Raw genomic sequence first — 26,388 nt, forward strand, 5'->3', positions numbered from 1 at the left:
GAGCGAGATGACGACGTCGACGTACACGGCTGGATCCCTGGTGCGAGCGAGGGGCCGCGAGTGGGTGGTGCTGCCGGACAGCACGTCGGAGTTCCTGGTGCTGCGGCCCCTGGGCGGCGGTATCGACGACGTCGCCGGTCTGCACACTGCGCTGGAGAAGGTGGAGGACGCCACCTACCCCCTGCCGTCACCCGACGACCTCGGAGACGCGTCGAGCGCCGGACTGCTGCGGACCGCCCTTCAGCTGGGCTTCCGGTCGTCTGCCGGACCGTTCCGCTCGCTCGCCGCGATCGCGGTGGAACCCCGTGCGTACCAGCTGGTGCCGCTGCTCATGGCGCTGCGGCAGGACACGGTCCGGCTGCTCATCTCGGACGACGTCGGCATCGGCAAGACCGTCGAGGCGGGCCTGATCGCCGCCGAGCTGCTGGCGCAGGGCGACGCCCGCCGGCTGGCGGTGCTGTGCAGCCCGGCGCTGGCCGAGCAGTGGCAGCGAGAGCTGCGCGAGAAGTTCGCCATCGACGCCGAGCTGGTGCTGACGTCCACGGTCCGCCGCCTCGAGCGGGACCTGATGATGAACGAGTCGCTGTTCGACCGGTACCCGTTCGTCGTCGTGTCCACGGACTTCATCAAGTCCGACCAGCACCGCAGCGAGTTCCTCAACCACTGCCCCGACCTGGTCATCGTCGACGAGGCGCACACCGCGGTCTCGGACAGTGGGGCAGGGACCCGCCAGCGCCACCGCCGTCATGAGCTGCTGCGCGACCTCGCCAAGGACCCGAAGCGCCACCTCCTGCTGGTCACCGCGACCCCGCACTCCGGCAAGGACGAGGGCTTCCGCAACCTCCTCGAGCTGCTCGACCACGAGCTCGCGACCCTGGACCTCGACCAGCCCCGCGGCCGCGAGCGCCTGGCACGCCACTTCGTCCAGCGTCGTCGCGGTGACATCCGGCGCTACCTCGACGAGGACACGCAGTTCCCCTCGGACCGCGAGACCCGCGAGGTGCCCTACACCCTGACCCCGGAGTACCGGCGCCTGTTCAACCAGGTTCTCGACTACGCGCGCGAGCAGGTCCGGAGCGCCGGCGACAGCTCGCTCCATCAGCGCGTTCGCTGGTGGAGCGTTCTCGCACTGCTCCGTTCGCTCGCCTCGTCACCGGCCGCCGCGGCCGCGACGTTGCGGATGCGCGCGGTGACGGCGGACGCCGCAGACGTGGACGAGGCTGACGAGCTCGGCCGTGCCGCGGTGCTGGACAGCTCCGACGACGAGGCGATCGAGGGCATCGACGTCACCCCGGGCGCCGACGACGCTCCGGGCGACGGTGAACCGACAACCGGCCACGCGCAGCGCGTCCGGTTGCAGGCGATGGCCCGCGCGGCCGACGCCCTGCGCGGGCCGTCGGGGGACGCCAAGCTGGCCCGTGCGACGGCCGAGGTGAAGGCCCTGCTGGCGGACGGGTTCGACCCCATCGTCTTCTGCCGGTTCATCGACACGGCGGACTACGTGGCGGACCACCTGCGCACGGCTCTCGCCGGAACGGCGGAGGTCGCCTCGGTGACGGGCACGCTGCCCCCGGCGGAGCGGCAGCAGCGCATCGCCGACCTGACGGCCACTCCGGCGCGGCACGTCCTGGTGGCCACCGACTGCCTGTCCGAGGGTGTGAACCTGCAGGACGCGTTCCAGGCGGTGGTGCACTACGACCTGGCCTGGAACCCGACTCGTCACGAGCAGCGCGAGGGCCGGGTGGACCGCTTCGGGCAGACGGCGCCGACCGTGCGCGCGGTGACCATCTACGGGGTCGACAACTCGATCGACGGGATCGTGCTGGATGTGCTCATCCGGCGGCACCGGGCGATCAGCAAGGCCACCGGCGTGATGGTGCCGGTGCCGAGCGAGTCCGACAGCGTGCTCGAGGCCCTGATGGAAGGCCTGGTGCTGCGGGGGATCGACCACGAGCAGGGCGAGCTGGACCTGGGGCTGCGGCAGGCCGATGAGCGGCTGGACCGGGCGTGGCGCTCGGCAGCCGAGGCGGAGCGAGCCTCTCGGACCAAGTACGCCCAGGGGGCTATACACCCGGACGAGGTGGCTCAGGAGATCGCCTTGGTTCGGCAGGCGCTGGGCAGCCACGGCGAGATCCGGCCGTTCGTCGAGGAGACGCTGCAGGCGCTCGGCGCGATCGTCACCCCGATCCAGGACGGCATCGAGGCGACGACTGCGAACCTCGTGGCCGGCGTTCGCGACGCTCTCCCGTTGTCCCACGCCGAGCCGCTGCCGTTCCACGACCAGCTCCCGGTTCCCCGGCACCATGCCGTCCTAGGCCGCACCGACCCGAGCGTCGAGGCGCTCGCCCGGTACGTGCTGGACACCGCGCTCGACGGCCAGGCGCCCGACGAGCTCCGGCCGGCGCGGCGCGCCGGCGTGATGCGGACCCATCACGTGCACGCCCGCACCACGCTCCTGCTGGTCCGGTACCGCTTCCACCTCGACGTGCCGGCACGAGACGGCATCCGCCAGCTCATCGCGGAGGACGCGGAGCTGGTCGCGTTCCGCGGGTCGCCGGAGGCGCCGACGTTCCTCCCGGACGACGAGGTGAGCGAGCTCGTGCTGGCCGGCCCGGACGCGAACATCCCCCCTGACCAGGCGCGCAGCTTCGTGATGAGTGCGATCACCAACGCCGGTCTGCTGAGCGCCCAGCTGGCCACCCGCGCGGATGCACACGCCGACCAGCTCCTGGAGAGCCATCGGCGAGTACGTGCGGGGGCCGGTGCCTCACGCCAAGGCCTGCGAGTCCGGGCGCAGAAGCCCGTGGACGTGCTCGGCGTGTACGTGTATCTCCCGGTCAACCAGGGGAGCGCGCTGTGAGTGCGGAGCTGACGTCCATCCGGTCCGTTGGGGCCCTGCTCCCGTCGGACGTGCTCACACGCATCGCGGCCGGAGACGCGGACCTAGGCGGCCTGCGTCCGGCGGACTTCCATCTGGCCCCGGGCGAGTCGCCACGTGAGGCGGCCAACCGGGCCTGGGCGTACCTGCTCTCCGTGTGGCCGGCGTTCCGCGACGCGCTGGCCGACCTCCCCGAGAACGACCCTGCGGTGCGGCTCACCCGCGAGCGCTGGCTGTTGCTGCTGTTCCGCGAACTCGGCTACGGCCGCCTGCAGTCCGCGCCTTCCGGTGGCCTGCAAGCCGGTGAGAAGGCCTACCCCGTCTCGCACCTGTGGGGCTCGTTCCCCATCCACCTGCTGGGTTGGGGCGTCGACCTCGACCGCCGCACCAAGGGCGTGGCGGGCGCAGCCGAACGGGCGCCGCACGCCATGGTCCAGGAGCTGCTGAACCGGAGCGACGACTACCTGTGGGCGGTGGTGTCCAACGGTCAGGCGCTGCGGCTCCTGCGGGACTCCTCCACGCTGTCGACGCTCTCCTACGTCGAGTTCGACCTCGACGCGATGTTCTCCGGCGAGCTGTTCTCGGACTTCGTCGTCCTGTTCCTGCTGCTGCACCAGTCCCGGGTCGAAGTGACGGAGGGCGGCACACCCGCGGACTGCTGGCTCGAGCGCTGGCGGTCCACTGCGATCACGTCGGGCACCCGCGCGATGGCGCTGCTGCGCGAGGGGGTCCAGCGGGCCATCGAGCACCTGGGGACCGGCTTCCTCCGCGCTCCTGCCAACAACGCCCTGCGCGGTCAGCTGGCGGACGGCACGCTCGCCCTGGCGGACGTGCACCAGGGGCTGCTGCGGCTCGTCTACCGCCTGCTGTTCCTGTTCGTCGCGGAGGACCGTGAGGCGCTGCTCGATCCGGACGCCGATGCGCAGGCCAGGGCTCGCTACCGCGAGTACTACTCCACGGCCCGCCTGCGTCGCCTCGCGCTGAAGCGTCGCGGCACCGCGCACACGGATCTGTGGCATGCCCAGCGCCTGGTCATCTCACGCCTGGGCGACGAGGCAGGATGCCCCGAGCTGGCTCTTCCCGGCATCGGTGGCCTGTTCGACGACCAGGGCGCCGAGGTGTTCGCCGCGGCGGACCTGCCGAACGACGCCCTGCTCGCAGCGGTCCGCGACCTGAGCGTGGTGAAGCCCACGGGTCAGCCGCAGCGGGTGGTCGACTACAAGAACCTCGGCGCCGAGGAGCTGGGCTCCGTCTACGAGTCCCTGCTCGAGCTGGTCCCCCGGTACAACCCGGCCACGCACACCTTGACGCTGGAGAGCCTCGCCGGCAACGACCGCAAGACCACCGGCTCCTACTACACGCCCTCCGAGCTGATCGACCTGGTGCTCGACGAGACGCTCGATCCCCTGCTGGATGAGGCCGAACGAGCCGCCGACCCGGAGACGGCACTCCTCGAGATGACCGTCTGCGACCCGGCCTGCGGCTCCGGCCACTTCCTGGTCGCCGCGGCGCGGCGCATCGCCGAACGCCTAGCCGTGGTCCGCTCCGGAGAGACGGACCCGACGCCCACCGATGTGCAGACCGCGGCGCACGACGTGGTGGAGCGGTGCATCTACGGCGTGGACCTCAACCCGCTCGCTGCCGAGCTGGCGAAGGTCTCGCTCTGGCTGGAGGCGATGCAGGCCGGACGGCCGCTGTCGTTCCTCGACGCGCACATCAAGGTGGGCAACGCCCTGCTCGGAGCAACCCCGGCACTGATCGCCGGCGGGATCCCCGACGACGCCTACGTCGCGCTCGGGGACGACGACAAGGCCACCACCACGGCGTGGAAGAAGCGCAACAAGGCCGAGCGCGACAACGGCGTGCAGTCGCTGTTCGAGCTCGACGTCGCGACGACGGACGACCGCCGCACGGAGCCGCCAGACCTGGTCGCGAAGCCGGGCGCGCGGCTGGCCGACGTGCACGCGCTCCGCACTCGTTACGAGCGCTACCTGGCCTCGCCCGAGCTCGTTCGCGAACGGACGCTCGCCGACGCGTGGTGCGCCGCGTTCATGCAGCACAAGCGGCCGGGCGACGCCGCCGTCACCGGAGCCACCCTCGACGCGATCCGTGAGGGGGCTCTCGACCCGCAGATCGCGCAGACCATTCACTCCCAGGCCATCGCCCACCACTTCTTCCACTGGCACCTGGAGTTCCCTGCAGTCACCGCGAGCGGCGGGTTCACTGCAATGGTTGGCAACCCGCCTTGGGACACCGTCCAGATGTCGGAGAAGGAGTTCTTCGCTGCCCGTGATCCGGAGATAGCGGCGGCCGCCAACGCGGCGGCCCGTAAGGCAGCCATCGCACGCCTGGCTGAGACAGACCCTACGCTGCTGGCGGCATTCGGCCAGGCTGCGCGCGACGCCGCCGGTCAGGCGCAGTTCATTCGCGCGAGCGGCCGCTACCCCCTGTGCGCTCGGGGGAAGATCAACACCTATGCAGTGTTCGCCGAATTGTTCCGGGACTCCGTCCGGTATGACGGGCGAATGGGGATCCTCACGCCGACTGGCCTGGCCACTGACGCAACCACCTCAGCGTTCTTTGCGGACACCGTGACGACCCAGCGGCTCACCGCTTTCTATGACTTCGAGAACGAGGCGAAGATCTTTCCAGAAGTGACCAATAAGGCGCGCTTCGCTCTCACATGCATGACCGGTGGCACACCAATCCAGACCGTGCGTCTCGCGTTCTACATTAGGTTTGTCCGGGATGCGGTCTCTCGTCGATTCGGCCTGGTTGCCAACGAGATCCTGCGCGTGAATCCGAACACGGGAACTATGCCGACGTTCCGAAGTCGCAGGGACGCGGAGATCACCATCGGCATTTACAACCGACACCCCATCTTGGTCAACGACGCGACCGGAGCGAACCCATGGAGCGTTTACTTTCGCCAAGGACTATTCAATATGGCGTCGGACTCCGCGTTGTTTCTGACAGCCAAACAGCTTGAGGCCACTGGCGCTGATTTCGCCGGCTGGGAGTACGTGCGCGGCGCCGGTCGGTGGGTGCCGCTGTACGAGGCCAAGATGCTTGCGCACTTTGACCACCGCTTCGCGACGTACTCGGGAGCGACCGAGGCGCAGGTGAACAAGGGCACCCTCCCCCGAGTGGCGGAGGAAGAACACGACGATCCCGAGACCGAACCGCTGGCGCGCTACTGGGTTCCCGCCTCGGAAGTCCGCGGCGTTACCGGTCCCCGGTGGGACCGTGCATGGTACTTTGGCTGGCGAGACATCGCCTCTACGGTCAATGAGCGGACGCTTATCCCTTCCGCCACTCTTGAGTCAGGCGTCGGCCATAGCTTCCCTCTCATATTCTGCGCAAGCCCCCCGTCGATTGCACTTCTCCAAGCCGTACTGTCTTCGTACGTGTGCGACTACGTCGCGCGCCAGAAGATGAGCGGATCACACGTGACCTATGGTGTTGTGAATCAGCTCTGCGTCCCTCTCCCGGCGAGTTTCGAAGACCCCCTTCCAGGCGTGGAGGCCAATAGGTTCGAGAGTTTCGTACGTAGCCGCGTGCTTGAGTTGGTCTATACATCGCGCCGTATCGCCCCCTATGCGATCGACATCCTCGCTCTGGACCCGACCCAGGAACCCGGCCCACCTTTTCGATGGCGGCCTGAGCGCCGTGAACAGCTGCGAGCGGAGCTCGACGCCGCGATGTTCCACCTCTACGGCCTGGCACGCAACGAGGTCGAGCACGTCATGGACTCGTTCTTCGTCGTGCGCAAGTACGAGGAGCGCGACCACGGCGAGTTCCGCACCAAGCGTCTGATCCTCGAGACCTACGACGCGATGGCGGCGGCCGCAGCAGCCGGCACCGTCTACACCACCCCCCTCGACCCACCGCCCGGCGAGGGCCCGCGCCACCCCGCGGCCCGGATGTAGCTGCGACCAGCCTTTCCGGAGAGGCTGTCGGTGGTCCCCGCCACCATCGGCCGCACACGGCACCACATGAAGCGAGGACGGATGGACGAGGTCGACCACCACGATCAGGTCGGCGATGCGCCGACCCTGCTTGCCACAGGGCTCGCGCCGTTCGTCGCGCGCACGCTCGCCGAGGTGCTGCCTGCCGGGGTCGCCTGGACCGAGCTGCTGCGTCAGAAGGACGCCGTGGCGGGCCGGCGCGGCGGCGTGTACTCCGAACGGGACCTGTCGCTCGCGTTGCGCGCGATGACGGAGCGGCTCGGTGACCTCGGCTTCCCTTTCAGCCGCGTGCTGTCCCGGCAGGCCCAGAACTACGCCAGCGAGCTGCGCGAGATCCGCAACCAGTGGGCGCACAACCAGCCGTTCTCCGCAGCGAGCGCATTCCGGGCTCTCGACTCCGCCGAGCTGCTGCTGCGTGAGGTCGGCGCCACCGACCACGCCGACACGATCAGCCGCTCGAAGGCGGACCTTCTGCCGACCCCCACGGTCGCCGAACCGCCGTCTACGACGTTTGCGACGGGCGACGCTGACGCAGCAGAGCGCACCGACGTGGTGCCAACGCCGAGTGGCGCTCCGGGCTTCGGGGCTCCACACATCACGCTGGGCGCGCTGCCCGTGCTCAGCTACGCCATGGCGCACTGCCAGGTGGCCGTCATCGACGAGATCTCGGTCGCCCACCAGGGGCCGGATGCGCGCGGCGCCACGCTCGAGGTCGAGGTGGTCTGCGCCGGCGGATCGCTCGGCGGTCCCAAGGTGCTGATGCTCGACCTGGCAGACGGCCAGACCACGACGCTGCGGAACGTCGACCTGCTGCTCGACCCGGCGCGGATGCTGGCCGTCGAAGAGCAGCAGCCGGGCCGCATCCTCGCCACCCTCCGCAACGGCGCCGGAACGGCGCTGGCCACCGCGTCGTCCGACGTGCGGGTGCTGGCGGCCTCCCAGTGGATGGCGCGCCCCCTCCAGCTGGGGATGGAGATGCTGGCGGCGCACGTCCAGCCGAACTCCGCCTCGATCCAGCCACTGCTGCTGGAGGCGTCGGACCGGCTGGGTCCGCACACCGGCGACACGTCGCTCAACGGCTACCAGAGCGAGAACCCGGAGCGGGTCGACGCGATCGCGCAGTCGGTGTACGAGGCGATGGCGGCGCGAGACATCCGCTACGCCGAGCCCCCTGCGAGCTGGGGTGACGAGGGCCAGAAGGTCCGCACGCCGCAGGAGGTGCTCGACGGCCGTCTGGGCACGTGCCTCGACACCACGGTCACCATGGCCGCCGCACTGGAGCAGGCGGGCATCAACTCGACGCTCTGGCTGCTCAACGGCCACATCGTGCTGGGGTACTGGCGCGTGGACTCGAGCCTGGGCTCGGTGGCATCCGCCGAGGTCAGCGAGATCGTCAACCTCGTCGACCTGGGTCACCTGGCGCTCGTCGAGACGACCATGCTCACCGGCGGCACAAGCTCCGCACCCTTTGCCGACGCCTGCCGGTCCGCACGCGGCCGCATCGAGCACGACGTCGACCACGTGCTCGGGGTCACCGACATCCGCCAGGCCCGCCGGACCAAGATCTTCCCGCTGCCGAGCCGCGCCGCCGGTGCCGACGGGCAGGTGGTCGTCTCCGTCTACGAGCCCGGCGCCGGCCCCGTCATCGCCCCCTACCAGGGGAAGCCCGCCGAGCAGAGCGGCTCGGGTGACCCGCGGCGACAGGCACCGCCGCGGGTGGCCCGGTGGAAGAACGCCCTGCTCGACCTGAGCCTGCGCAACAAGCTGATCAACTACACCGACCGGGCGGGCTTCCACCTCGAGGTCCCCGGCAGCGCACTGGCGCGGCTCGAGGACCAGATCAGCGCGCACGCGCCGATCACCCTGGTGCCGTCCGACGCCGTCGGAAGCGTCGACCAGGCCCGGGGCATCCGATTCGGCCGCGACCTGCCCGACCGTGATCGCGAGGTGCTCCTGGCGGAGAAGCGCGCCGCGTTCATCGACGTCACGGCCGCCAGCTACCAGAACAGGCTTCGCTACCTGGCGTACAAGGCGAAGACCATCGTCCAGGAGACGGGATCCAACAACCTCTACCTGGCCTTCGGCATGCTGCGGTGGCGGTTCGCCGACCGCGACCTGCGCTCACCGCTCGTCCTCGTCCCCGTCACCCTTACCACCACCAGCCGCGGTGAGACCTACCGCGTGACGCTCGACGAGTCCGGCGCCTCGACGCCGAACTACTGCCTCCTCGAGAAGCTCCGCGTGAGCTTCGGCCTCGAGGTGCCAGGGCTCGAGGAGCCCACCGAGGACGCCTCGGGGATCGACCTGCCGGCCGCTCTCGGCGCGCTGCGGGTGGCGGTGGCACAGGCAGGGTTGCCGTTCCGCGTCGAGGAGACCGTGGAGCTGGCGATCCTGCAGTTCGCCAAGTTTCCGCTCTGGAAGGACCTCGACGAGCACTGGTCGACTCTGTCGGCGAACAGCCTGGTCAAGCACCTGATCGAGACACCGCTCGAACCGTTCGCGGATCCCGTCGAGCCGATCCCGGCCGACCTCGACGAGCTCGGCGCGCTGGTCCCGGTTCCCGCGGACAGCTCGCAGCTCGAGGCGGTGCACGACGCGGTCGCCGGCCGCACGTTCGTGCTCGAGGGGCCGCCCGGAACCGGCAAGTCGCAGACCATCACCAACGTGCTGGCCCGAGCGTTGGCGTCCGGCAAGCGCGTGCTGTTCGTCGCCGAGAAGCGCGCAGCCCTGGATGTCGTCAAGAAGCGGCTCGCACAGGTGGGACTGGCCGAGCTCTCGCTCGACCTGCACGACAAGGGCGCGCGGCCGGCCGACGTGCGCGCTCAGATCCGTGCCGCCCTCGACCTGCACGTGCAGGCCGACGACGACGCGATGAGGTCGAGCGCTGAGACGCTCGACGCCTCCCGGCGCCGCCTCGCGCTGTACGCCGAGCGACTGCACGAGACGAACGGGATCGGTCACTCCCTGTACTCCGCCAGGGCGTTCGACCTCGCATCCGACCAGACGATCCAGCCGATCGAGGTCCCGCGTGCGTTCGTCGCCACCGGGACCGCCGAGCACGTGGAGGCGCTGCGCCAGGCGCTGCGCCGGGTTCCGGAGGTCGCTGATCTCGCCCGTCCACGGCCCAGGCATCCGTGGCGTTTCATCGACGCCGGGGCCGGGCCCGTGGACGTCGCGGCGACCCTGGCCGCGGCACGCATGCTCGACGACGCGCTCGGGCGCATCGAGGCGTCAGGGTTGGGCGTGGCCGCCCTGGGCTACCTCGCCTCGCCGGACGACGCCGACGTCTGGGGGCGGCTCGCCGACGCACCGCGCCACCCCATCGAGGCGCTCGATGCTCTCCGCACGCGCCAAGGACTCACCTACCTCGACGCGCTCTCCCAGGAGCTCTCGGCGCTGGCGACCGACTCGAGCGAGTGGCGGCGTGTGGTCTCGCCCGAGGTGATGAACCGAGACGTCACCGCCCTCCACCAAGCGGCCGTCGCCGCCGAGGCCTCCGGCTTTTTCGGCCGGAAGAAGCGCTGCCGTGCCGTGCTGTCCCAGTTCGCGGACCTGCTGCTCGTCCCGACGGAGTCCCTCAAGCGCACGCCGCTGTCGAAGCTGACCAGCGACATGGCTCAGACATACGACCACGTGACCCGCGCCCGGACGGCACTGAGCCAGCTCCCGATCCCGCTGGCGCAGCCGGGCTGGAACCCCGCCTTCACCGACCAGGCTGCTGGTGCCCGTGACGAGCTGGCGTGGGTGCGCTGGACTCTCGACGCGTTCGCACCCGACGGCACGCCGGTGCGTGATCAGCTCCGCGGGTACTACACAAGTTCCCCGCGCGGTCAGCATCGGCAGGAGCTGACCGGTCTGGCGGCCGCGTGGCAGGTTCTCGACCGAACCGGCGCCGTCGACCGCGAGCTCGCGCGCGCCTGGGCGGGGGCCGCTGGGTTCCTGCCCACGTGGTGGGCCACCCGGAGCGAGCGCAGCACGGCGACCGCTGTGAGCCTCGAACGGTGGGTGAACCTGATCGGCACCCTCGAGCCGCTTCGCACGTACGGGCTGCTCAGCGGCCGTCGTGCTCTTCTCGACGGTGTCCTGGCACCGGACGACGCTGTGATCGCCCTCGACCGCGGCCTCGCACTGGCGTCCATCGAGGAGCGCCGCGAGGCGACCGCCCTCGGCGACTTCGACATCAGCGCTCACAACCGCACCGTCGAGCGGTTCACCGCATCGTCCCGCGCCGTCCGCGCCGAGCTGCCGCGCGCCATCCCTCAGGACATCCTCGCCGCGCGCCGGTTCAGCACCAGCTCCCAGAACGGCCAGATGGGCGGACTGCGACGCCAGCTCGATCGGCAGCGCGGCGGCATGAGCGTCCGCACCCTGATGGCCAGCTACGGAGAGCTGATCACGCAGATCCTGCCCTGCACGCTGACGAGCCCCGAGTCGGTGGCGCGATTCTTCCCGCCACGCGCGGACCTGTTCGACGTCGTCGTGTTCGACGAGGCCTCCCAGATTCGCGTGGCAGATGCGGTCGGTGCGATGGGGCGCGGCCGGTCCGTCGTGGTGGTCGGCGACAGCAAGCAGATGCCGCCCACGCAGTTCGCGGAGGCGAGCGCCTCCTCGTCCGACGACGAGGAGTACCTGCCGGAGGAGGTGCTCGACGAGGAGTCGATCCTCAGCGAGTGCGTCCAGGCGCGTGTGCCGAGCAGGTGGCTGTCCTGGCACTACCGCAGCCAGGACGAGTCGCTCATCGCCTTCAGCAACCGGCACTACTACGAGAACCGGCTCTCCTCGTTCCCCGCGCCGCTGCCCCGGGACAGCCGCAAGCACCCGGACGGCTACGGGATCTCCCTGGTCAGGGTGGCCGGCACCTTCGAGCGCAGCGGGCGGGGCCGTGCGCTGCGCACCAACCGGGTGGAGGCCGAGGCGATCGTCCGGGACGTCCAGCAGCGCTTCTGGGCCTCGGCCGACGTGGCGCCCTCGCTGGGCGTCATCACGTTCAACGCCCAGCAGCGAGACCTCATCGATAACCTGCTCCGCGACAGCGGCGACGACCGGATCGTGCTCGCCCTCGACGAGCCCGACGGGCTGTTCGTCAAGAACCTGGAGAACGTCCAGGGCGACGAGCGCGACTGCATCCTCTTCTCCGTCGCGTTCAGCGCCAACGACAAGGGCGTGGTGCCCCTCAACTTCGGACCCCTGTCCAAGCCGGGCGGGGAGCGGCGCCTCAATGTGGCTGTCACGCGTGCCCGCCGGCAGGTGGTGCTCTACGCCAGCTTCGATCCGGCCCAGCTGCGCGCGGAGGAGACCACGCAGGTGGGCACCAAGCACTTGAAGGCGTACCTGGAGCTTGCAGCGCACGGCGTCGATGCCATCCAGGACACCGGCGGCAGACTGGCTTTGGTCGACCGTCACCGCGACGACATCGCGGACTCGCTCCGGGCCGCCGGATTCACGGTCTCCACCGACGTCGGGCTCTCCGACTTCCGGGTGGACATCTCCGTGGCGGATGCCTCGGCGCCCGAGCAGCCGTTGTTGGCGATCCTTCTCGACGGGCCCGGTTGGCGCGCGCGACGGACGGTGGCAGACCGCGATGGGCTGCCAGTGGATGTGCTCAAGGCGATGATGCGGTGGCCCGGCGTCGCTCGGGTGTGGCAGCCCGAATGGCTGCGGGACCGCGAGGGGACGCTGGAGCGTCTGGCGCAAGCACTGGTGGATGCGCGCGAGGCACGGCGCGCAGCACCGTCGATCACAGTTGGCGAGGCGACCGCCGCCGCCCAGCCCGTCGCCGCGACCGAACCGGTCGCGCCTCGAGCGGCCGAGGTCTCGACGCCTTCGCGGTCGGTCGAGGACCTGGTGCCTGTCCGGAGCCTTGCGACCACCTCCGCCCGGCCCTCGTCCAACCGCCACCCGCACCTCGCGGAGTACGCGGAGTGGATCCCACCCCGCATGGGCGCACGTTCGGTGCTCGACGAGCTGCCCTACCCGCACGCCGCTCGCCGGGTCGCACGGGCCGCGACGGCAGCGATCGAAGCCGAAGGGCCCATCCACCCGGATCGACTGGCGAAGCTCGTGGCATCGGCCTTCGACCTCAGCCGGGTCAACGACGATCGTCGACAGGCGATCCTGCGGACGGTGCCGCAGGAGCATCGCCCCACGCACGGCGAGGGCTTCTACTGGCCCGCCGGTGTCGACCCGATGACGTGGCGAGTCGTGCGCGTGCCCACCCCCGGAGAGAGCCGGGCCCTCGAGGAGATCTCCCTGCACGAGATCTCCAACGCCATGCGCGTCGCGGCAGAGGAGGCGGGCGGCATGACCGGTGAGGAAGTCAAGCTCGCAGCCCTGAACCTCTTCGGCGGCCGGAGACGGACCGACGCCATCCGCGATCGACTGAGTCAGGCGCTGACGCACGCGACGCAACGAGGTGTGGTCACCATCGGACCGGACGGCATCTACCGGCCCGGGCAGGTGTGAGCCGCGCTCGTTGTCAGGACTTCCGCGCAGGTCAAGACAGGAGAGATCGATGCCGGACGACGTGTACGAAGGTGGCGAGGTCACCATCCGCCGCGCCCTGCTGCTAGGCACGATGCTTCGCGTCCTTCGTGATGCCGGCCGACCGCTGACGCCCAACGAGGTGTTCGGCCAGGTCGAGGCCGCGGAAGCATTCACACCTCGAGAGCTGAGCCTGAACAACAGCGGCTCACGCCGTGCGGACACCTTCATCCGCTTCGCCTCCGGCTGGGCGAACGTGGTCGGCTGGATCACCAAGGTGCCCGGCTGGCAGATCAGCGACGCAGGCCGTGCAGCAATGGATGCCGCAAGCTCGGACGAGGAGCTGCTCGCCACCATCAAGCGCATCTACCAGGACGAGTTCAACAAGCGTCAGGCGGCGCGATCGGCCGACGAGGTCAACGCGAAGCTCAAGCGTCTGCTCGCCGCACTGGACACCGTCGACGTCGGATCGTGGACCGCCTACAGCGACCTGGCGACCCTGGCGGGGCTCGCCAACCAGAACGTGGGGACGTTCTTGGCCGAGAACCGCCATCCGAACGGGCACCGCGTACTGAACGCCGACGGCACGGTGGCGGCAGGCTTCCGCTGGCCCGATCCCAACCGGACCGACGACGTGACCGCGGTGCTCCGAGACGAAGGCATCGAGTTCGACGACCACGACCGCGCGAGCCAGGCGCAGCGGCTGACCGCCTACGACCTCCAGGAGTCGCTGGGCGAGACGAGCGACGTGCCGATGTCGCGTGCGTGGCTGGTGCGCGGCAACAACGTGAACGGCAAGAACCTCGTGCCCATCTGGCTCGAGCGTGGTTCGTGCTCGGTTGCCGCGAGCCAGATCCGGTCCCTTGACCTGCCCCTGAGCAGGGCGGGAATCGTGGCCGTCGTCGAGGAGGACTACGCACAGAAGTCGTACAACACCCGGAACGAGAAGGTCACCGAGCTCGACCTGTTCCTCAACCGGATCCAGGTCGGCGACCTCGTCGTGACCAACGACGGAGCGAGCTTCTACATCGGTCAGATCTCAGGCGACGCCGTCTCGGTGCAGAGCACCGACGAACGCTCGAATCTGCGCCGAAAGGTGACCTGGGCGAACCCGTCGTCGCCGGTCGACCTCAACGACCTGCCCGCCTCGGTGAAACCGAAGCTGTCCAGCCAGCATCCGATCGTCGACCTCACCAGCGAGCTCGCCGCGCTCCGCGCGTTGGTCCAGCAGGACGAGCCCACCCAGCTCATCGCCGACAAGGTGGCCGCACCCGAGCTACGGCTCGCGGCGGCCACAGATGAGCTCGCCGACCAGCTGCTGGTGACCCGCTCCTGGCTCCAGGAGTGCGTCGACCTGCTCGCCGACCGGCGACAGATCATCTTCTACGGGCCGCCGGGCACAGGAAAGACATTCCTGGCGCAGGCGATCGCCGCACACCTCACCGACAGTGCGGCGGTGAAGCTGGTGCAGTTCCACCCCGCCTACAGCTACGAAGACTTCTTCGAGGGGTACCGGCCCGCGCTCGCCGCCGACGGGAGTGGCGCCGTCGGCTTCGCCCTGACCCCCGGGCCTTTCCGTCGGCTCGTCGATGCCGCGCGCGAGAATACCGCGACCCCGTACGTGCTGATCATCGACGAGATCAACCGCGCGAATCTCGCGAAGGTCTTCGGCGAGCTCTACTTCCTGCTCGAGTACCGGGACAGAGCGATCGACCTTCTCTACTCAGCGGGTGACGAGGCGACGTTCACCATGCCGCCGAACGTCTTCATCATCGGAACGATGAACACGGCGGACCGCTCCATCGCCCTTGTGGATGCCGCGATGCGCCGGCGCTTCGCATTCAAATCCCTTCACCCGGACACCGAGCCGACCCGAAGCATGCTGGCGTCCTGGCTCAGCCGCAGGGGCCTGCCGCCGACCGTCGCTGCAGTGCTCGACCGGCTCAACGCACTGATCAAGGACGACGACTTCAAGATCGGCCCGTCGTACTTCATGCGCGACAGCGTCTACCGCGACGGTGGGCTCGCCGTCACCTGGGAGACATCCATCCTCCCGCTGCTCGAGGAGCATCACTTTGGTGACGGAACCGACGTAGCCAAGGAGTACGCGCTCGACCGCATTCTTCGGCGGGTCACCGCAGGCGGACCCGCCGAGGGCGGCGAGACTTGTGAGGCGCCCGCTGATTCGGTCGACGAGGCGCCCGGTGACGAGTAGCCGAACGTGCACATCGACCTGACCGAGAACGGCGACCCCATCGAGGTCGAGATCCCGGCCGCCGTCGGCATCCTGCTAAGAGCCTCCGGGCTCGTCACCGCTGCGCCGTCACTCGAACCCGGTTGGTGGACGGTCGGTCCGGCCGGCAAGGTGGGAGTTGCGCGGGTCGGGTCGCTGGAGATCTGGGTGGCTCCCAAGCTCGTCATCCGCCGGCTGTTCTTCTTGATGGGCTACGCCCGTGACCTGCGCGCATGGCGAGACGAAGACCTCGGCCTGCGCGAGGACGCTGATCTCGTGACGGCGATCGCGACGGCCTTCGCCAGGCAGGCGGACCGGGCCACCCAACAAGGTCTCCTCCAGGGCTACCGAGTCGAGGAGACGTCGTCTCCCGTGGTGCGAGGCAAGATCCGGACCGCCGACCAGGTGCGACACCGATATGGCATCGCCGTCCCGGTGGAGATCAGGTATGACGAGTACGGCGTCGACATCCCCGAGAATCAGCTGCTCCGCGGTGCCGCGGCGGTCCTCCTTCAGCTCGGCGGCCTCGATCTGCTGACGCGAAAGTCGCTCCTGCGCCTCGTCCGCGCTACGGCTGACGTCACGCCATTGCGTCGCGGCGTCCCACTACCGTCCTGGCAACCCTCCCGACTCAATGCTCGCTACCAGCTCGCGCTGCACCTCGCGGAACTCGTCCTCCGAGGGGGCTCCGTCGAGCAGGCCCCGGGGTCGACACAGATCAGCGGGTTCATGCTGGACATGGCCGCGCTGTACGAGGACTTCCTCACCGTGGCGCTGGGGATGTCGCTGACGCGGGCGGGAGGGATCTGCCGGCCACAGGACCGCTGGCACCTCGACGAGGCCGACTCTGTGCCGATGCGGCCCGACCTCGTCTGGTACGCCGCCGGGTCCAGCGACCCAACCGCTGTGGTCGACGCCAAGTACAAGGCCGAGAAACCGAGTGGCTTCCCCAACGCCGACCTCTACCAGATGCTCGCTTACTGCTCCGTGATGGGTCTGCCGCGCGGACATCTCGTCTATGCGAAAGGCAACGAGCCCGCGACCACCCACGTCTTCCGGCGCACGGGCATCGAGGTGACTCAGCACACGCTCGACCTCGACCAGGACCCCGCCGACCTTCTCGCCCAGGTCGACCACCTCGCGACCAGCATCGCCGTGGCTTCGGCACCCGCAGGCCCGAGTCCGGGGTCGAGGAGCGAACTGGCGATGTAGTTGGTGGCATTGCGGTCGCCGTTCGGGGCAGTCAGTAGGTCCGCGGTACGCCCTTCATCGTCGGGCTGCACGTGACGGCCTCGAAAAGGGCGCTTCGGGACACGTGGACGGCATCCTCAGCAAGGAAGCGCCTCCGATGTCAGTGAGGTTCGCTACCGTCGACACACCCCTGAGGCGCAGCGAACAAAGGAGTCTCGGCGTGCTTGGATATCGGACGATCTTCGACGTCCCCCAGACGGGCGACGACACCGAAGTCGTGGCCCTCTCTGAGCTTCGATCGTGGCTACGCGAGAAGAAGCTTGACGCGGACGCGCTCGCGTTCGGAAAGCGCGTAGGACTAGCGCCTGGAGTCACCGGGTTCCTCCAGGAACTGGACAACGGCGACGGGTCACGTTCGGTCCGTGCCCGAATCGTCGAGCGCCGTCGCGCTCAACGATGGGTATCGACGTTGACCATCCACCGCCCGAGCGACGGCCACCGACCTCCGTGGGTATGGGTTGACATCGACGGCCCAGACGGCCAGGTAGCAGGCATCCCTCGGCTCGCTCGGAATCTGCTCGGCGTGTTCACGCCCGCCAACACGCAGGTTGCACATCTGAGTGCCGCTCCCGAGATCGTCTCGTCACGCGACGTCGACGAGCTCACGGACGCGCTCTTGGACGACTCCCGGCGCCGACTCATGTTCATCGCCGGCTCGGACGACCAGATGCCACTCGTCCGCTGGCAGGCGCTCCTGCGCACGATCCTGCGCGACACCGTCGGCCTCGCCTCGGCATACGTCCTGGATGCAGGCGCGACCGGGGCGCTCTCCGAACGCCTTGGGAATACGCACGTTGTGCTGCCCGGCACCGTGCGGACGTTCGTCGATCACGTGCGGCCTTACGACGCCCTGGACGCGCAGCGGCACCGCGTACTCTCCACGCGCCGGATCGTGAACAGCGACCCGAAAGCTCTGGCCCGCATTCTCGGAGATCGCGCTAGGGCCGTCGCGCTCCAGCAGCCTCTTCCGCGCGCCGCAATTCGGATCGACCGGCTGTTCGAACGCCAGATCGATGCGCTGGTCCTCCTGGAGCCCGAGGGCGGCCACACCACTCCTCCAGGGCAGAGTGCACGCATCGCGATCGTCGCCGCAGCCGCCACTATCGATTCTGAAGCGCTCCCCGACGAGCGGGCCACCACCGGGCGCGACGAAGGCACCACCTCAGGCGCCGGCGCGGTACCCGAGGCCCAGCAGCGCGAAGCGTCGGCCGGGTCTGCTGTCGCGGACGAGAGTGTCACGGAGGCAGCTGAAGGATCCCTCGCACTGCGTCGGCTGGGACACGATCTATTTGGACGCGACCAACTCTCCGCCGAGGACATCGACCGTCTCGTCGAGCTCGCGCAACGCGGCTTGTCGGCAGAACAACAACATGCCGCGTTGTCCGAGCGGCTCGCTGAGCTTCAGGACGCGGTCGAGGCGAGCCAGGACGAGGTGGATGGTCTCAAGCGCCGTCTTGACGACGAGCAGCTCGAGGTGGCGACAACAACGCAGGAGCTGCGAGACGCGGACCGCCTCGTTCAGAAGCTTCGCCAACTGCTTGCCTCAACGGACGCTGCCGCCGAGGCGTGGCTCGATCCGGAGGTCGAGGACGCACCTGAGCCATCATCCTTCGGCGAAGTCCTCGCGAGGTTCTCGGAACTGCCGCGTGTGGTGCTGACGATGCCCAAGACGGACGTCGCCCACGGGCTGGATATCCATAACCCGCTCGGCACTTGGGCCGGCAAGACGTGGCAGGCCCTCGTGGCACTTCGCGACTATGCGGCTTCCAAGGCCGACGGGACGTGTGAGAAGGACGTCGACGGATACTTGCGAAACCCACCCACCGGACGGTGCACGTTCTCCGCGACCCGGCACGCCCGCGACGAGAGTGAACCGGTGAGGAACACGCCGAAATTCCGGGACGCACGAGTGCTGCCCGTTCCTCAGTCCGTCGACCCGGACGGGGTGGTGTTCATGGGCGCGCACTTCAAGATCGCCCAAGCGGGGCTGATATCCCCGCGCGTCCACTACTACGATGCGACCGCCGTAGATGGCAACATCTACGTCGGCTACATCGGACCGCACCTACCGACCAAGCAGACAAATTGACGTCAGGTGCGTTGCGGTTTGTCGCGCTCTTGTCGGATGGCGACCGAATCTGGTGCGTGCAGCGGGAACCAACTGCCGAACGGCGAGGCCCGGGACCACAGCTCCTCGAGCCTCGCCGTTGACGGCAGCGGCTCGTCGAGCAGCCGTATGAACTCCTCGTACTGCCACTTCGTCGCCGTGAACCGCAGTCGGTCGTCGTACATGGCGCGGTCCGACGGCTCATCGGTCGGTCTCGCGGTCGCCACCCGCGAAGCCTCCAGGCCGCGTCTCTACCGCGCCACACCTTTTGGCCTGGGGAGCGACGCTCGCGGCTCTACCGGGCGCCCGCCAGCTGCGCCACAGGTCCCAGGCTCTGCCGCTCCAGCACGGCCACCACCGCGGCCTTCTCCTCAGCGTTCAGGTTCTGCAGCGGCGCCTGCAGCAGGTCGTTGGCGATGATGCCGCGGTGCACCTGGGCGGCCTTGAACGCCCCGAGGGTCGCGCTGAACGGGCTGATCCGCTTGGCGGCGATCTTGGCGATCAGCCGCAGCTTGTGCAGCCGCTCCTGCTCGGCACGGGCGGTGTCCCAGTCGCCGGCCACGGCGGCGTCGTACACGCGGACGAAGCCGTGGGGGTCGATGTTCGCGACGCCGACGATCATCCCGTGCGCGCCCTGGAAGACGGCGGCGTCGCCGGTGATGTCCGAGCCCGTGATCACCGCGAACCCGGGCAGGTCGCGGGTCTCCTCGATGATGTAGCGGAACCCGTCCTCCTCGTCGCTGGTGTCCTTGACCCCGGCGATCACGCCGTCGTGCGCCAGCTGCACCGTGAGCTCCGCGGGGAGCTTCACGCCGACGAAGCCCGGGATGTCGTAGGCGTACAGCGGCAGGTCGGCGTGGGCGGCGTGGATGGCCCGGAAGTGGGCGTCGATCTCGGTCCAGCCGACCGAGCCGTAGAACGGCGGGGTGCTGACCAGGCCGTCGATCGGGTAGCGGACGGAGATCGCGGCGTTGTGCAGCGCCCGACGGGTGCCGATGTCGGTGACGCCGACCAGGACGGGGATGCGCCCGGCCACCACGCGGGTCACGGTGTCGAGCACCGTCTCGCGCTGGTCGTCCGTGAGGTACGGCCCCTCGCCGCCGGTGCCGAGGGCGAAGATCGCGTGCACCCCGGCCGACACCTCGAACTCGACGAGGCGTTCGAGGGAGGCGACGTCCACCTCGCCGTCGGGGGTCAGCGGCGTGGTGATGGGCGGGATGACGCCGTGCAAGGGCACGTTCGGGTCGATCGTGGTCATGTTCCTGCAATTCTCTCGGAGTTCGGAAAAGAACAGAGAAGGGCGCTCAGCCCCACTGCGCCTCGGTCATCGGCCGCAGCGCCGTCTCGAGGATGCGGAAATGGCGCGGGCGGGTCAGGACGAAGTAGATGAGCTCCGCGATGTCGTCGGGCCGCATCATTCCCTGCAGCTGCTCGCTGCCGTCCGTGCGGCCACGGTGGTCGTCGATCGCGAAATGCGTCCACACGCCGCCCGGAGCGATGTTGGTGGCGCGCACGCCCTTCTCGCGCAGCTCGTTGTCCAGGGCACGCGTCAGGCCGATCTGCGCGAACTTGCTCGCGGAGTAGACCGCCTCGCCGGGCAGGCCACGCCGGCCCGCCTCGCTCGCCACCGTCACCAGGTCGCCGCCGCCGGCGGCCACGATGTGCGGCACGGCGGCGTGGTACAGGTTGATGGTCCCCTGCACGTTGGTGCGGATCATCTCGTCCTCGTGCGCTGTGGGGACGTCGAGGAACTGGCCGTACGACCCCACCCCGGCGTTGGCCACCGCGATGTCGATCCGCCCGAACTCGGCGGCCGTGTCGGCGACGAACGCCTCCACCGTCGCCCGGTCGCCCACGTCACCGGCGCGGACCAGCGACCCGTCCAACCCCAGGTCCTTGCCGGACCGGGACAGCAGCCCCAGCTTGACGCCGTGCGCGTGCAGCAGCCGCGCCAGCGACTCCCCGATCCCGGAGCTCGCTCCGGTGATCACGGCCACCTTGCCGCTCAGGTCCACCGTCTCGTACGTCATGTCAGTGCAGTCCTTCCGTGCGTTCGGGGAGTTCAGAGGGAGAGCGCGTGGGCGCGCAGGTAGTCGCGGTCGAGCGTGAGCCCGTGACCAGGGGTTGTGGGCGGGTGGTAACGGCCGTGCTCGACTCGGCCGGCCGAGGCGACGATGCCCAGGTCGGTCCACGTGCCGCCGTCGGTCATCTCGGCGCTGGCGATGTTCGGCACCGCGGCGAGGATGCTGGCGCTCAGCTCCATGACGAAGTGCGGGGTCATCGGCAGGTTGCGGGTGCGGGCCGCCGCCGCGATGTCGAGGTACCCGGTGATCCCGCCGACCCGGCCGAGGTCCGCCTGCACGAAGTCGACGGCCTGGGCGTCGAAGTACTGCACGAACTGCGCGGCGGTGTACACGTTCTCGCCCAGGGCGATCGGCGTGGTGACGTGCTCGGCGAGCCGGCGGTGGGACGGGATGTCGTCCGACGGCAGCGGCTCCTCGATCCACAGCAGGTCGAACTGCTCGAACCGCGTGAAGGCGCGCACGGCAGCCGGGTAGTCCCACCCCTGGTTGGCGTCCACGGCCAGCGGGAACATGCCGACCGCCTCGCGGATCTTGGCGAGCCGCTCGACGTCCTCCTCGAGGTCCGGCTTGCCCACCTTCACCTTGGCGGCGACGTACCCGTCGCGCTGCCAGCGGCGCACCTGCTCGACGACCTCCTCGACCGACTTGTTCAGGTTGATGCCGCTGCCGTACAGCGGCACGACGTCCCGCACCCGGCCGATCAGGTCCACCACGTTCACGCCGAGCGACTTGCCCAGCAGGTCCCAGAACGCGATGTCGAACGCGGAGATCGCGTGCGTGGTGACGCCCGCTCCGCCGACGTCGTGCACGTACCTGTACATCTCGTGCCACAGCCCGCGGGGCGAGACGGGGCGCCCGACGACGGTCGGCGCGATCTCCCGGGCCAGCGCGCCGATGGTCGCGGCGCCCATCCCCGACGTGTGGCTGAACCCCGTCCCGACCAGGCCGTTGTCGCCCCGGACGTCCACCACGGTGACCTCGATGTCGGTCACCCGGTGGATCTGGTCGCCCCACGGCCCCTCGGGCAGCGGCACGCGGGCCAGGGTGATCTCCACCTCGTCGATCCGCGGCACCGCGACCGGCGCTCTGCGCGCCGACGAGACCTCGGCAGCAAATGCGATATCAGACATTCGTCTTTCCTATCTGTGAAGTCGAGCTCAACCCTTGACGGCACCCGCCGCCAGCCCCCCGATCAGCTGCTTCTGCACCAGCATGAATCCGACGAGAACGGGAACCGCCGCGATCACCCCGCCGGCCGTCAGCAGGTCCCACCGGATCTGGTAGTCGCCGATGAACAGCTGCAGCCCCACGGGAATGGTCTGGCTGGCGGTGCTGGACGTGAACGTCAACGCGTACAGGAACTCGTTCCAGGCGAAGATGAAGATGTACGTCCCGGCGGCGGTCAGCCCGGGCCGCAGCAACGGCACCAGGATGTGCCGCACCATCTGCGTCGGGCTGCAGCCGTCGACCGTCGCCGCCTCGTCGAGCTCCTTGGGCAGCCCGTCGAGGAACCCCTTGAGCAGGTAGGTGGCGAACGGCGTCGCGAAGGTGACGTAGATCAGCACCAGGCCGGCGCGCGAGTTCAGCAGGTGCCCCGAGCGGAGCATCGTCGACAGCGGGATCACCAGCAGCACCGCGGGGAACAGCTGCGCCACCAGCAGCGCGGTCAGCACCGTCGTCCGGCCGCGGAAGCGGAACCGGGACAGCGAGATGGCCGCGGCACTGGCCACCACCAGGGCGAACAGCACCGTGCCCAGGGCCGTGATCGCGCTGTTCACCATGTAGTGCACGAACGGCGTGGTGGCGAACAGCTCCGCGTACCCCTGCACCGAGAAGCGCGTGGGCAACCGGCTCATGCCGTACGCGATCAGCTGGTCCTGCGGCGTCACGGAGGTCACCGCCATGACGACGTACGGACCCAGCGTGCACACCATCCACAGCGCGATCACCACGTACAGCGCCGGCTTGCCGAACGTCCGCTTCAGCCCGACCCCCAGCGGGACGGACCGGCGCTCGACGACGGCGCGCGACCGCCGCTCGCCCCGGGTACGGCCGCCGGCCACCCCGGCCCTCTCCAGCACCACCATCACGCCTCCCTCCGTTGCGTCAGCCGGATGTAGACGGCGACGAGCACGGCCAGCACGGCGGCCTGCACCACCGCGTAGCTCGCGCCGGCGCCGAGCGCACCCTGCTTGTAGGCGGTCAGGTACGACGCGAGCGGGATGGTGGTCGAGGCGATGCCCGGACCACCGCCGGTCAGCACGTACGCCAGGTCGATGTAGTTCGCGGTCCAGATCAGCCGCAGCACCAGGGTGATCAGCACCGTCGGCAGGATGCTCGGCACGGTGATGAACCAGAACACCCGCAGGAACCCGCACCCGTCGGTTCGTGCGGACTCCTTGAGCTCCTCCGGCACCGCCTGCAGCGCGGCCAGCACCATCACCGCGAAGAACGGGATGCCCTGCCAGGCGTCCACCACGATCAGCGTGGCGAGGGCCGTGTGCGGGCTGCCGAACCACGCCACCGGCGAGTGCATCAGCCCGGTGCGGGTCAGCACCGCGTTGACCAGGCCGTGGTTCGGGTCCAGCAGCCACATCCAGATCAGCGCGACCAGGACGCTGGGCGTCGCCCAGGGGATCATCGCGAGCCCCCGGACGACGCCGCGCAGCCGGAATCGCTGGTTGAGCAGCAGTGCCCCGATCACCCCGAACACCAGCTGCAGGCCGACCCCGCCGACCGTCCAGACCACCGAGTTCCGCAGGAACGTGCCGAAGCTCGGGTCGGTGAACAGGGTGCGGAAGTTGTCCAGGCCGACGAACCCGAGGGTGCCGCCGAGCAGGCTGGTCTCGGTGAACGAGAGCCAGATCGCCCGCAGGAACGGGTAGGCGACGAAGACGACGAGCAGCAGCAGCGTCGGCGAGAGGAACAGCGGCACGGTCAGGTCGAGCCGCCGCTTCCTCCTCGTCGGCCCCGTCGGCCCGCTCGGCCGGATCGGCCGTCGCGTGGTCAGGGTGGTCATCGGTCGGCTACTTCGACAGGTCCGCGGACAGCTTCTGCAGCATCTGCGCGCTGCTGGACTGGCCGCCGAACGCCTGCTGGATGGTCGGCGACCACGTCGCGTTGACCACGTTGGTGGTGCCGTTCAGCTGCGGCCAGCTCTGCGCCGTCTGCGCCGCCTTGAGGGCCACCTGGTAGCCCTCGTCCTTGGTGAAGGCGTCGTTCGTCGCGACCGCGGTGGTCACCGGCAGCTGGCCCTGCGGCGAGGTGCTCATCTTGAGCATCTGCGCGTCACCGAGCAGCCACGTCTCCCACTGCCAGGCGAGCTCCTGCTTCTTCGACGACGTGAAGACGACGTTGCCGCTCATCGTCTGCAGCGACGACGGCTTCGACGGGTCCTGGGACGGCACGGGGATGACGCCGACGTCCTGGCCGAACTGCTTGCGCACCGCGGCGAGCGAGCCGACGTGGTGGATCATCATCGCGGTCGTGCCGGACAGGAAGTTGCTCTGCACCTGCGCGAACGCCGCAGTGGCCGATCCCGGGGGCGCGAACTTCACCAGGTCCAGGTAGGACTGGTTCACCTGCTCGCCCGTCGGGCTGTCCAGCGTCACCTTGCCGCTGGAGTCGACGAACTGCGTGCCGCCGGCGTACATCCACGCCGCCCACTGGTCCTGGCCGCCGGCCCCGCCGCGCACGTCGAACGCGTAGTGACCGTTGCCGGTCAGCTTGGGCGCGTCGGCGATCACGTCGGCCTGCGTCTTGGGTGCGTCGAGGCCGGCCGCGCTGAACAGCTTCTTGTTGTAGTACATGTACAAGGCTGTGTTCTGGTGCGGCATCATGTAGATCTCGCTCTTGCCGGGCACCTTGCCGGCGTCCCAGCTCGAGCTGATGACGCTCGACTTGCCGCTCCAGGCGTCGATCTTCTTGCTCAGGGGCGCCAGGACGCCGGCCTTGACGAACTGGCCGATCCACTCGTCCTTCATGCGCGCCGCGTCAGGGCCGTTGCCGCTGCTCAGCGCCGTCTGCAGCTTGTCCAGGTACTGCGCGGCGGGCACCACCTGCAGCTGCACCTTGCCGTGGCCGCTCTCGGCGTTGAACTGGTCGGCCAGCTGCTGCCACGTCTGGTCGGTGGCGTTGTCCACCCACAGCCAGTAGTTCAGGGTCTGGCCGGTGGTGTCGGTGCTCTGGCTGGCGGCCGGGGCCGACGACCCGGACGGTGAGCTGCTGCTGCAGCCCGCGAGCGCGATGGCTCCGGCCGTCAGCGCCGCACAGACGGCTCCGGCCCGACGCCATGAAGAGTGCTTCATTGCAGTCCTCTCTCTCTTGCGGTTCGGGGGACCTCAACGGCCGGCTTGCGTCGCCTCTCGGGAGGCGGCCGGACCGAGCGCCCGTTCCTTCGCCCGCAGGGCGGTGAACCGGGCGCGGACGTCGAAGAAGTGCACGTTGAGCTCGTGCGTCGCCAGCGAGGTGTCGCCGGCCTCGAGCGTCTCGACGATGCGCAGGTGGCGCAGCGCCGTGCTCTGCAGGTCGCCGCCCACCTGGAACTGCTCGGACAGCTCGTCGAACAGCCGCCAGAAGGCGGCGATCAGGCCCTGCAGGGTCTTGTTGCCCAGCTGCTCGTAGAGCGCCTCGTGGAACTGGGCGTCCTCCTGCACGAACGGCTGCCCGCGACCCGCCTTGGCGACCATGCGCTCGGCGATCCTGCGCAGCTCGCGCAGGGTGTTGGCGGACATCTTGGCGACGGCGATCGGGAAGAAGGCCGCCTCCAGCACCCGCCGCACGTCGAGCATCTCGAGCATCAGCTCGGTGGTCGGCTCCATGTAGCGGGTCAGCGACTCGACGACCGTCTCCATGTCGAAGGTGCCGAGCGTGCGCCGTGCCCCCTGCCGCGAGACGACGAACCCGAGGGCCTCCAGCGCGGCCAGCGCCTCCCGCAGCGCTGGCCGGCTGACCTGGAGGTCGTGCACCAGGTCCTGCTCGCGCGGCAGGGGGTCGCCGGGCACCAGCTCGAGCAGGCGGAAGTGGCGGATCAGTCGGAACTCGAGATCGGAAGCCACGGCGCTCACCACCACTTGTCTGACAGGTTCGGGCCTCATCGCCCTCACAGCGAGCCCGACTGTAGGAACGACGTGGCGAAAGCCTCAAGAGCGGGCACCAAACAGGCCGCACATGTCAGACAGGTGTGGATCGCCGGCTGGCGGGTCGTGCCGCACTGGCCGAGCGAGCCGTCCGGCACGGACCACGGGGACCCTTTTCGCGCTGTACGCCCGGTGTACGTACGTCAGGCGTACAGCGCGAAACACCTCCCGGAGGTCGGACGGGCAGGTGTGGGCGAGACGTCGCAGGTGTGGGCGAGACGTCGCAGGTGTGGGCGAGACCTCGGACGG

Annotated in this window: 14 protein-coding genes; 6 read left to right on the forward strand and 8 right to left on the reverse strand. The window is 69.4% G+C overall.

Annotated elements, in window-relative coordinates; all coding sequences use genetic code 11:
- Window positions 1-7: 7 nt before the first annotated feature.
- The 6 genes from QMF98_RS16495 to QMF98_RS16520 all read left to right on the forward strand — a co-directional run bounded on the left by QMF98_RS16495 (window position 8) and on the right by QMF98_RS16520 (window position 18,899).
- On the forward strand, window positions 8-2,860 hold the full coding sequence (locus QMF98_RS16495) for a DUF8741 domain-containing protein (protein WP_337973996.1): 2,853 nt from the start codon (window positions 8-10) through the stop codon (window positions 2,858-2,860).
- Complete coding sequence (locus QMF98_RS16500; RefSeq protein WP_337973997.1) at window positions 2,857-6,807, forward strand: Eco57I restriction-modification methylase domain-containing protein; 3,951 nt, start codon at window positions 2,857-2,859, stop codon at window positions 6,805-6,807. The genes QMF98_RS16495 and QMF98_RS16500 overlap by 4 nt, the downstream gene beginning before the upstream one ends.
- A gap of 81 nt (window positions 6,808-6,888) precedes the next feature.
- The gene (gene proA / locus QMF98_RS16505; RefSeq protein WP_337973998.1) at window positions 6,889-13,308 is read left to right on the forward strand and encodes an anti-phage protein ProA; all 6,420 of its coding nucleotides are present in this window, start codon (window positions 6,889-6,891) and stop codon (window positions 13,306-13,308) included.
- Between the two features lie 49 nt (window positions 13,309-13,357).
- On the forward strand, window positions 13,358-15,541 hold the full coding sequence (locus tag QMF98_RS16510; protein WP_337973999.1) for an AAA family ATPase: 2,184 nt from the start codon (window positions 13,358-13,360) through the stop codon (window positions 15,539-15,541).
- Window positions 15,542-15,547: 6 nt separating this feature from the next.
- Window positions 15,548-16,771 carry an McrC family protein gene (locus QMF98_RS16515; RefSeq protein WP_337974000.1) on the forward strand — a complete coding sequence of 408 codons (1,224 nt, stop codon included), beginning with the start codon at window positions 15,548-15,550 and terminating at the stop codon, window positions 16,769-16,771.
- A 103-nt stretch (window positions 16,772-16,874) separates the two neighbouring features.
- Window positions 16,875-18,899: a hypothetical protein gene (locus QMF98_RS16520; RefSeq protein WP_337974001.1), complete on the forward strand. Its 2,025-nt coding sequence runs from the start codon at window positions 16,875-16,877 to the stop codon at window positions 18,897-18,899.
- Window positions 18,900-18,901: 2 nt separating this feature from the next.
- Here the strand turns inward: QMF98_RS16520 and QMF98_RS16525 are convergent, their stop codons facing one another.
- The 8 genes from QMF98_RS16525 to QMF98_RS16560 form a co-directional block, all read right to left on the reverse strand.
- Window positions 18,902-19,102, reverse strand: coding sequence for a hypothetical protein (locus QMF98_RS16525; protein ID WP_337974002.1), 201 nt, complete (start codon window positions 19,100-19,102; stop codon window positions 18,902-18,904).
- A gap of 110 nt (window positions 19,103-19,212) precedes the next feature.
- Window positions 19,213-20,175: a dihydrodipicolinate synthase family protein gene (locus QMF98_RS16530; RefSeq protein ID WP_337974003.1), complete on the reverse strand. Its 963-nt coding sequence runs from the start codon at window positions 20,173-20,175 to the stop codon at window positions 19,213-19,215.
- A gap of 46 nt (window positions 20,176-20,221) precedes the next feature.
- The gene (locus QMF98_RS16535; protein WP_337974004.1) at window positions 20,222-20,947 is read right to left on the reverse strand and encodes an SDR family oxidoreductase; all 726 of its coding nucleotides are present in this window, start codon (window positions 20,945-20,947) and stop codon (window positions 20,222-20,224) included.
- 32 nt (window positions 20,948-20,979) lie between these two features.
- Complete coding sequence (locus tag QMF98_RS16540) at window positions 20,980-22,131, reverse strand: mandelate racemase/muconate lactonizing enzyme family protein (RefSeq protein ID WP_337974005.1); 1,152 nt, start codon at window positions 22,129-22,131, stop codon at window positions 20,980-20,982.
- Window positions 22,132-22,158: 27 nt separating this feature from the next.
- Window positions 22,159-23,088: a carbohydrate ABC transporter permease gene (locus tag QMF98_RS16545; protein WP_337974006.1), complete on the reverse strand. Its 930-nt coding sequence runs from the start codon at window positions 23,086-23,088 to the stop codon at window positions 22,159-22,161.
- Window positions 23,088-24,020, reverse strand: coding sequence for a carbohydrate ABC transporter permease (locus tag QMF98_RS16550; protein ID WP_337974007.1), 933 nt, complete (start codon window positions 24,018-24,020; stop codon window positions 23,088-23,090). The genes QMF98_RS16545 and QMF98_RS16550 overlap by 1 nt, the downstream gene beginning before the upstream one ends.
- A 7-nt stretch (window positions 24,021-24,027) precedes the next feature.
- Entirely contained in the window at window positions 24,028-25,308 is a 1,281-nt protein-coding gene (locus QMF98_RS16555) for an ABC transporter substrate-binding protein (RefSeq protein ID WP_337974008.1), read from the reverse strand.
- A gap of 33 nt (window positions 25,309-25,341) precedes the next feature.
- A complete protein-coding gene (locus tag QMF98_RS16560; protein ID WP_337974009.1) occupies window positions 25,342-26,058 on the reverse strand; it encodes a FadR/GntR family transcriptional regulator in 717 nt (238 codons plus the stop codon).
- Window positions 26,059-26,388: the final 330 nt, after the last annotated feature.

Origin of the sequence: Cellulomonas sp. NTE-D12, from assembly GCF_027923705.1 — a bacterium.
Lineage (GTDB): Bacteria > Actinomycetota > Actinomycetes > Actinomycetales > Cellulomonadaceae > Cellulomonas.

Coding starts and splice junctions, on each gene's coding strand:
- QMF98_RS16545 (WP_337974006.1), bottom strand. CDS start 23,088: ATGGTGGTGCTGGAGAGGGCCGGGGTGGCCGGCGGCCGTACCCGGGGC.
- QMF98_RS16550 (WP_337974007.1), bottom strand. CDS start 24,020: ATGACCACCCTGACCACGCGACGGCCGATCCGGCCGAGCGGGCCGACG.
- proA (WP_337973998.1), top strand. CDS start 6,889: ATGGACGAGGTCGACCACCACGATCAGGTCGGCGATGCGCCGACCCTG.
- QMF98_RS16525 (WP_337974002.1), bottom strand. CDS start 19,102: ATGTACGACGACCGACTGCGGTTCACGGCGACGAAGTGGCAGTACGAG.
- QMF98_RS16530 (WP_337974003.1), bottom strand. CDS start 20,175: ATGACCACGATCGACCCGAACGTGCCCTTGCACGGCGTCATCCCGCCC.
- QMF98_RS16555 (WP_337974008.1), bottom strand. CDS start 25,308: ATGAAGCACTCTTCATGGCGTCGGGCCGGAGCCGTCTGTGCGGCGCTG.
- QMF98_RS16535 (WP_337974004.1), bottom strand. CDS start 20,947: ATGACGTACGAGACGGTGGACCTGAGCGGCAAGGTGGCCGTGATCACC.
- QMF98_RS16510 (WP_337973999.1), top strand. CDS start 13,358: ATGCCGGACGACGTGTACGAAGGTGGCGAGGTCACCATCCGCCGCGCC.
- QMF98_RS16540 (WP_337974005.1), bottom strand. CDS start 22,131: ATGTCTGATATCGCATTTGCTGCCGAGGTCTCGTCGGCGCGCAGAGCG.
- QMF98_RS16495 (WP_337973996.1), top strand. CDS start 8: ATGACGACGTCGACGTACACGGCTGGATCCCTGGTGCGAGCGAGGGGC.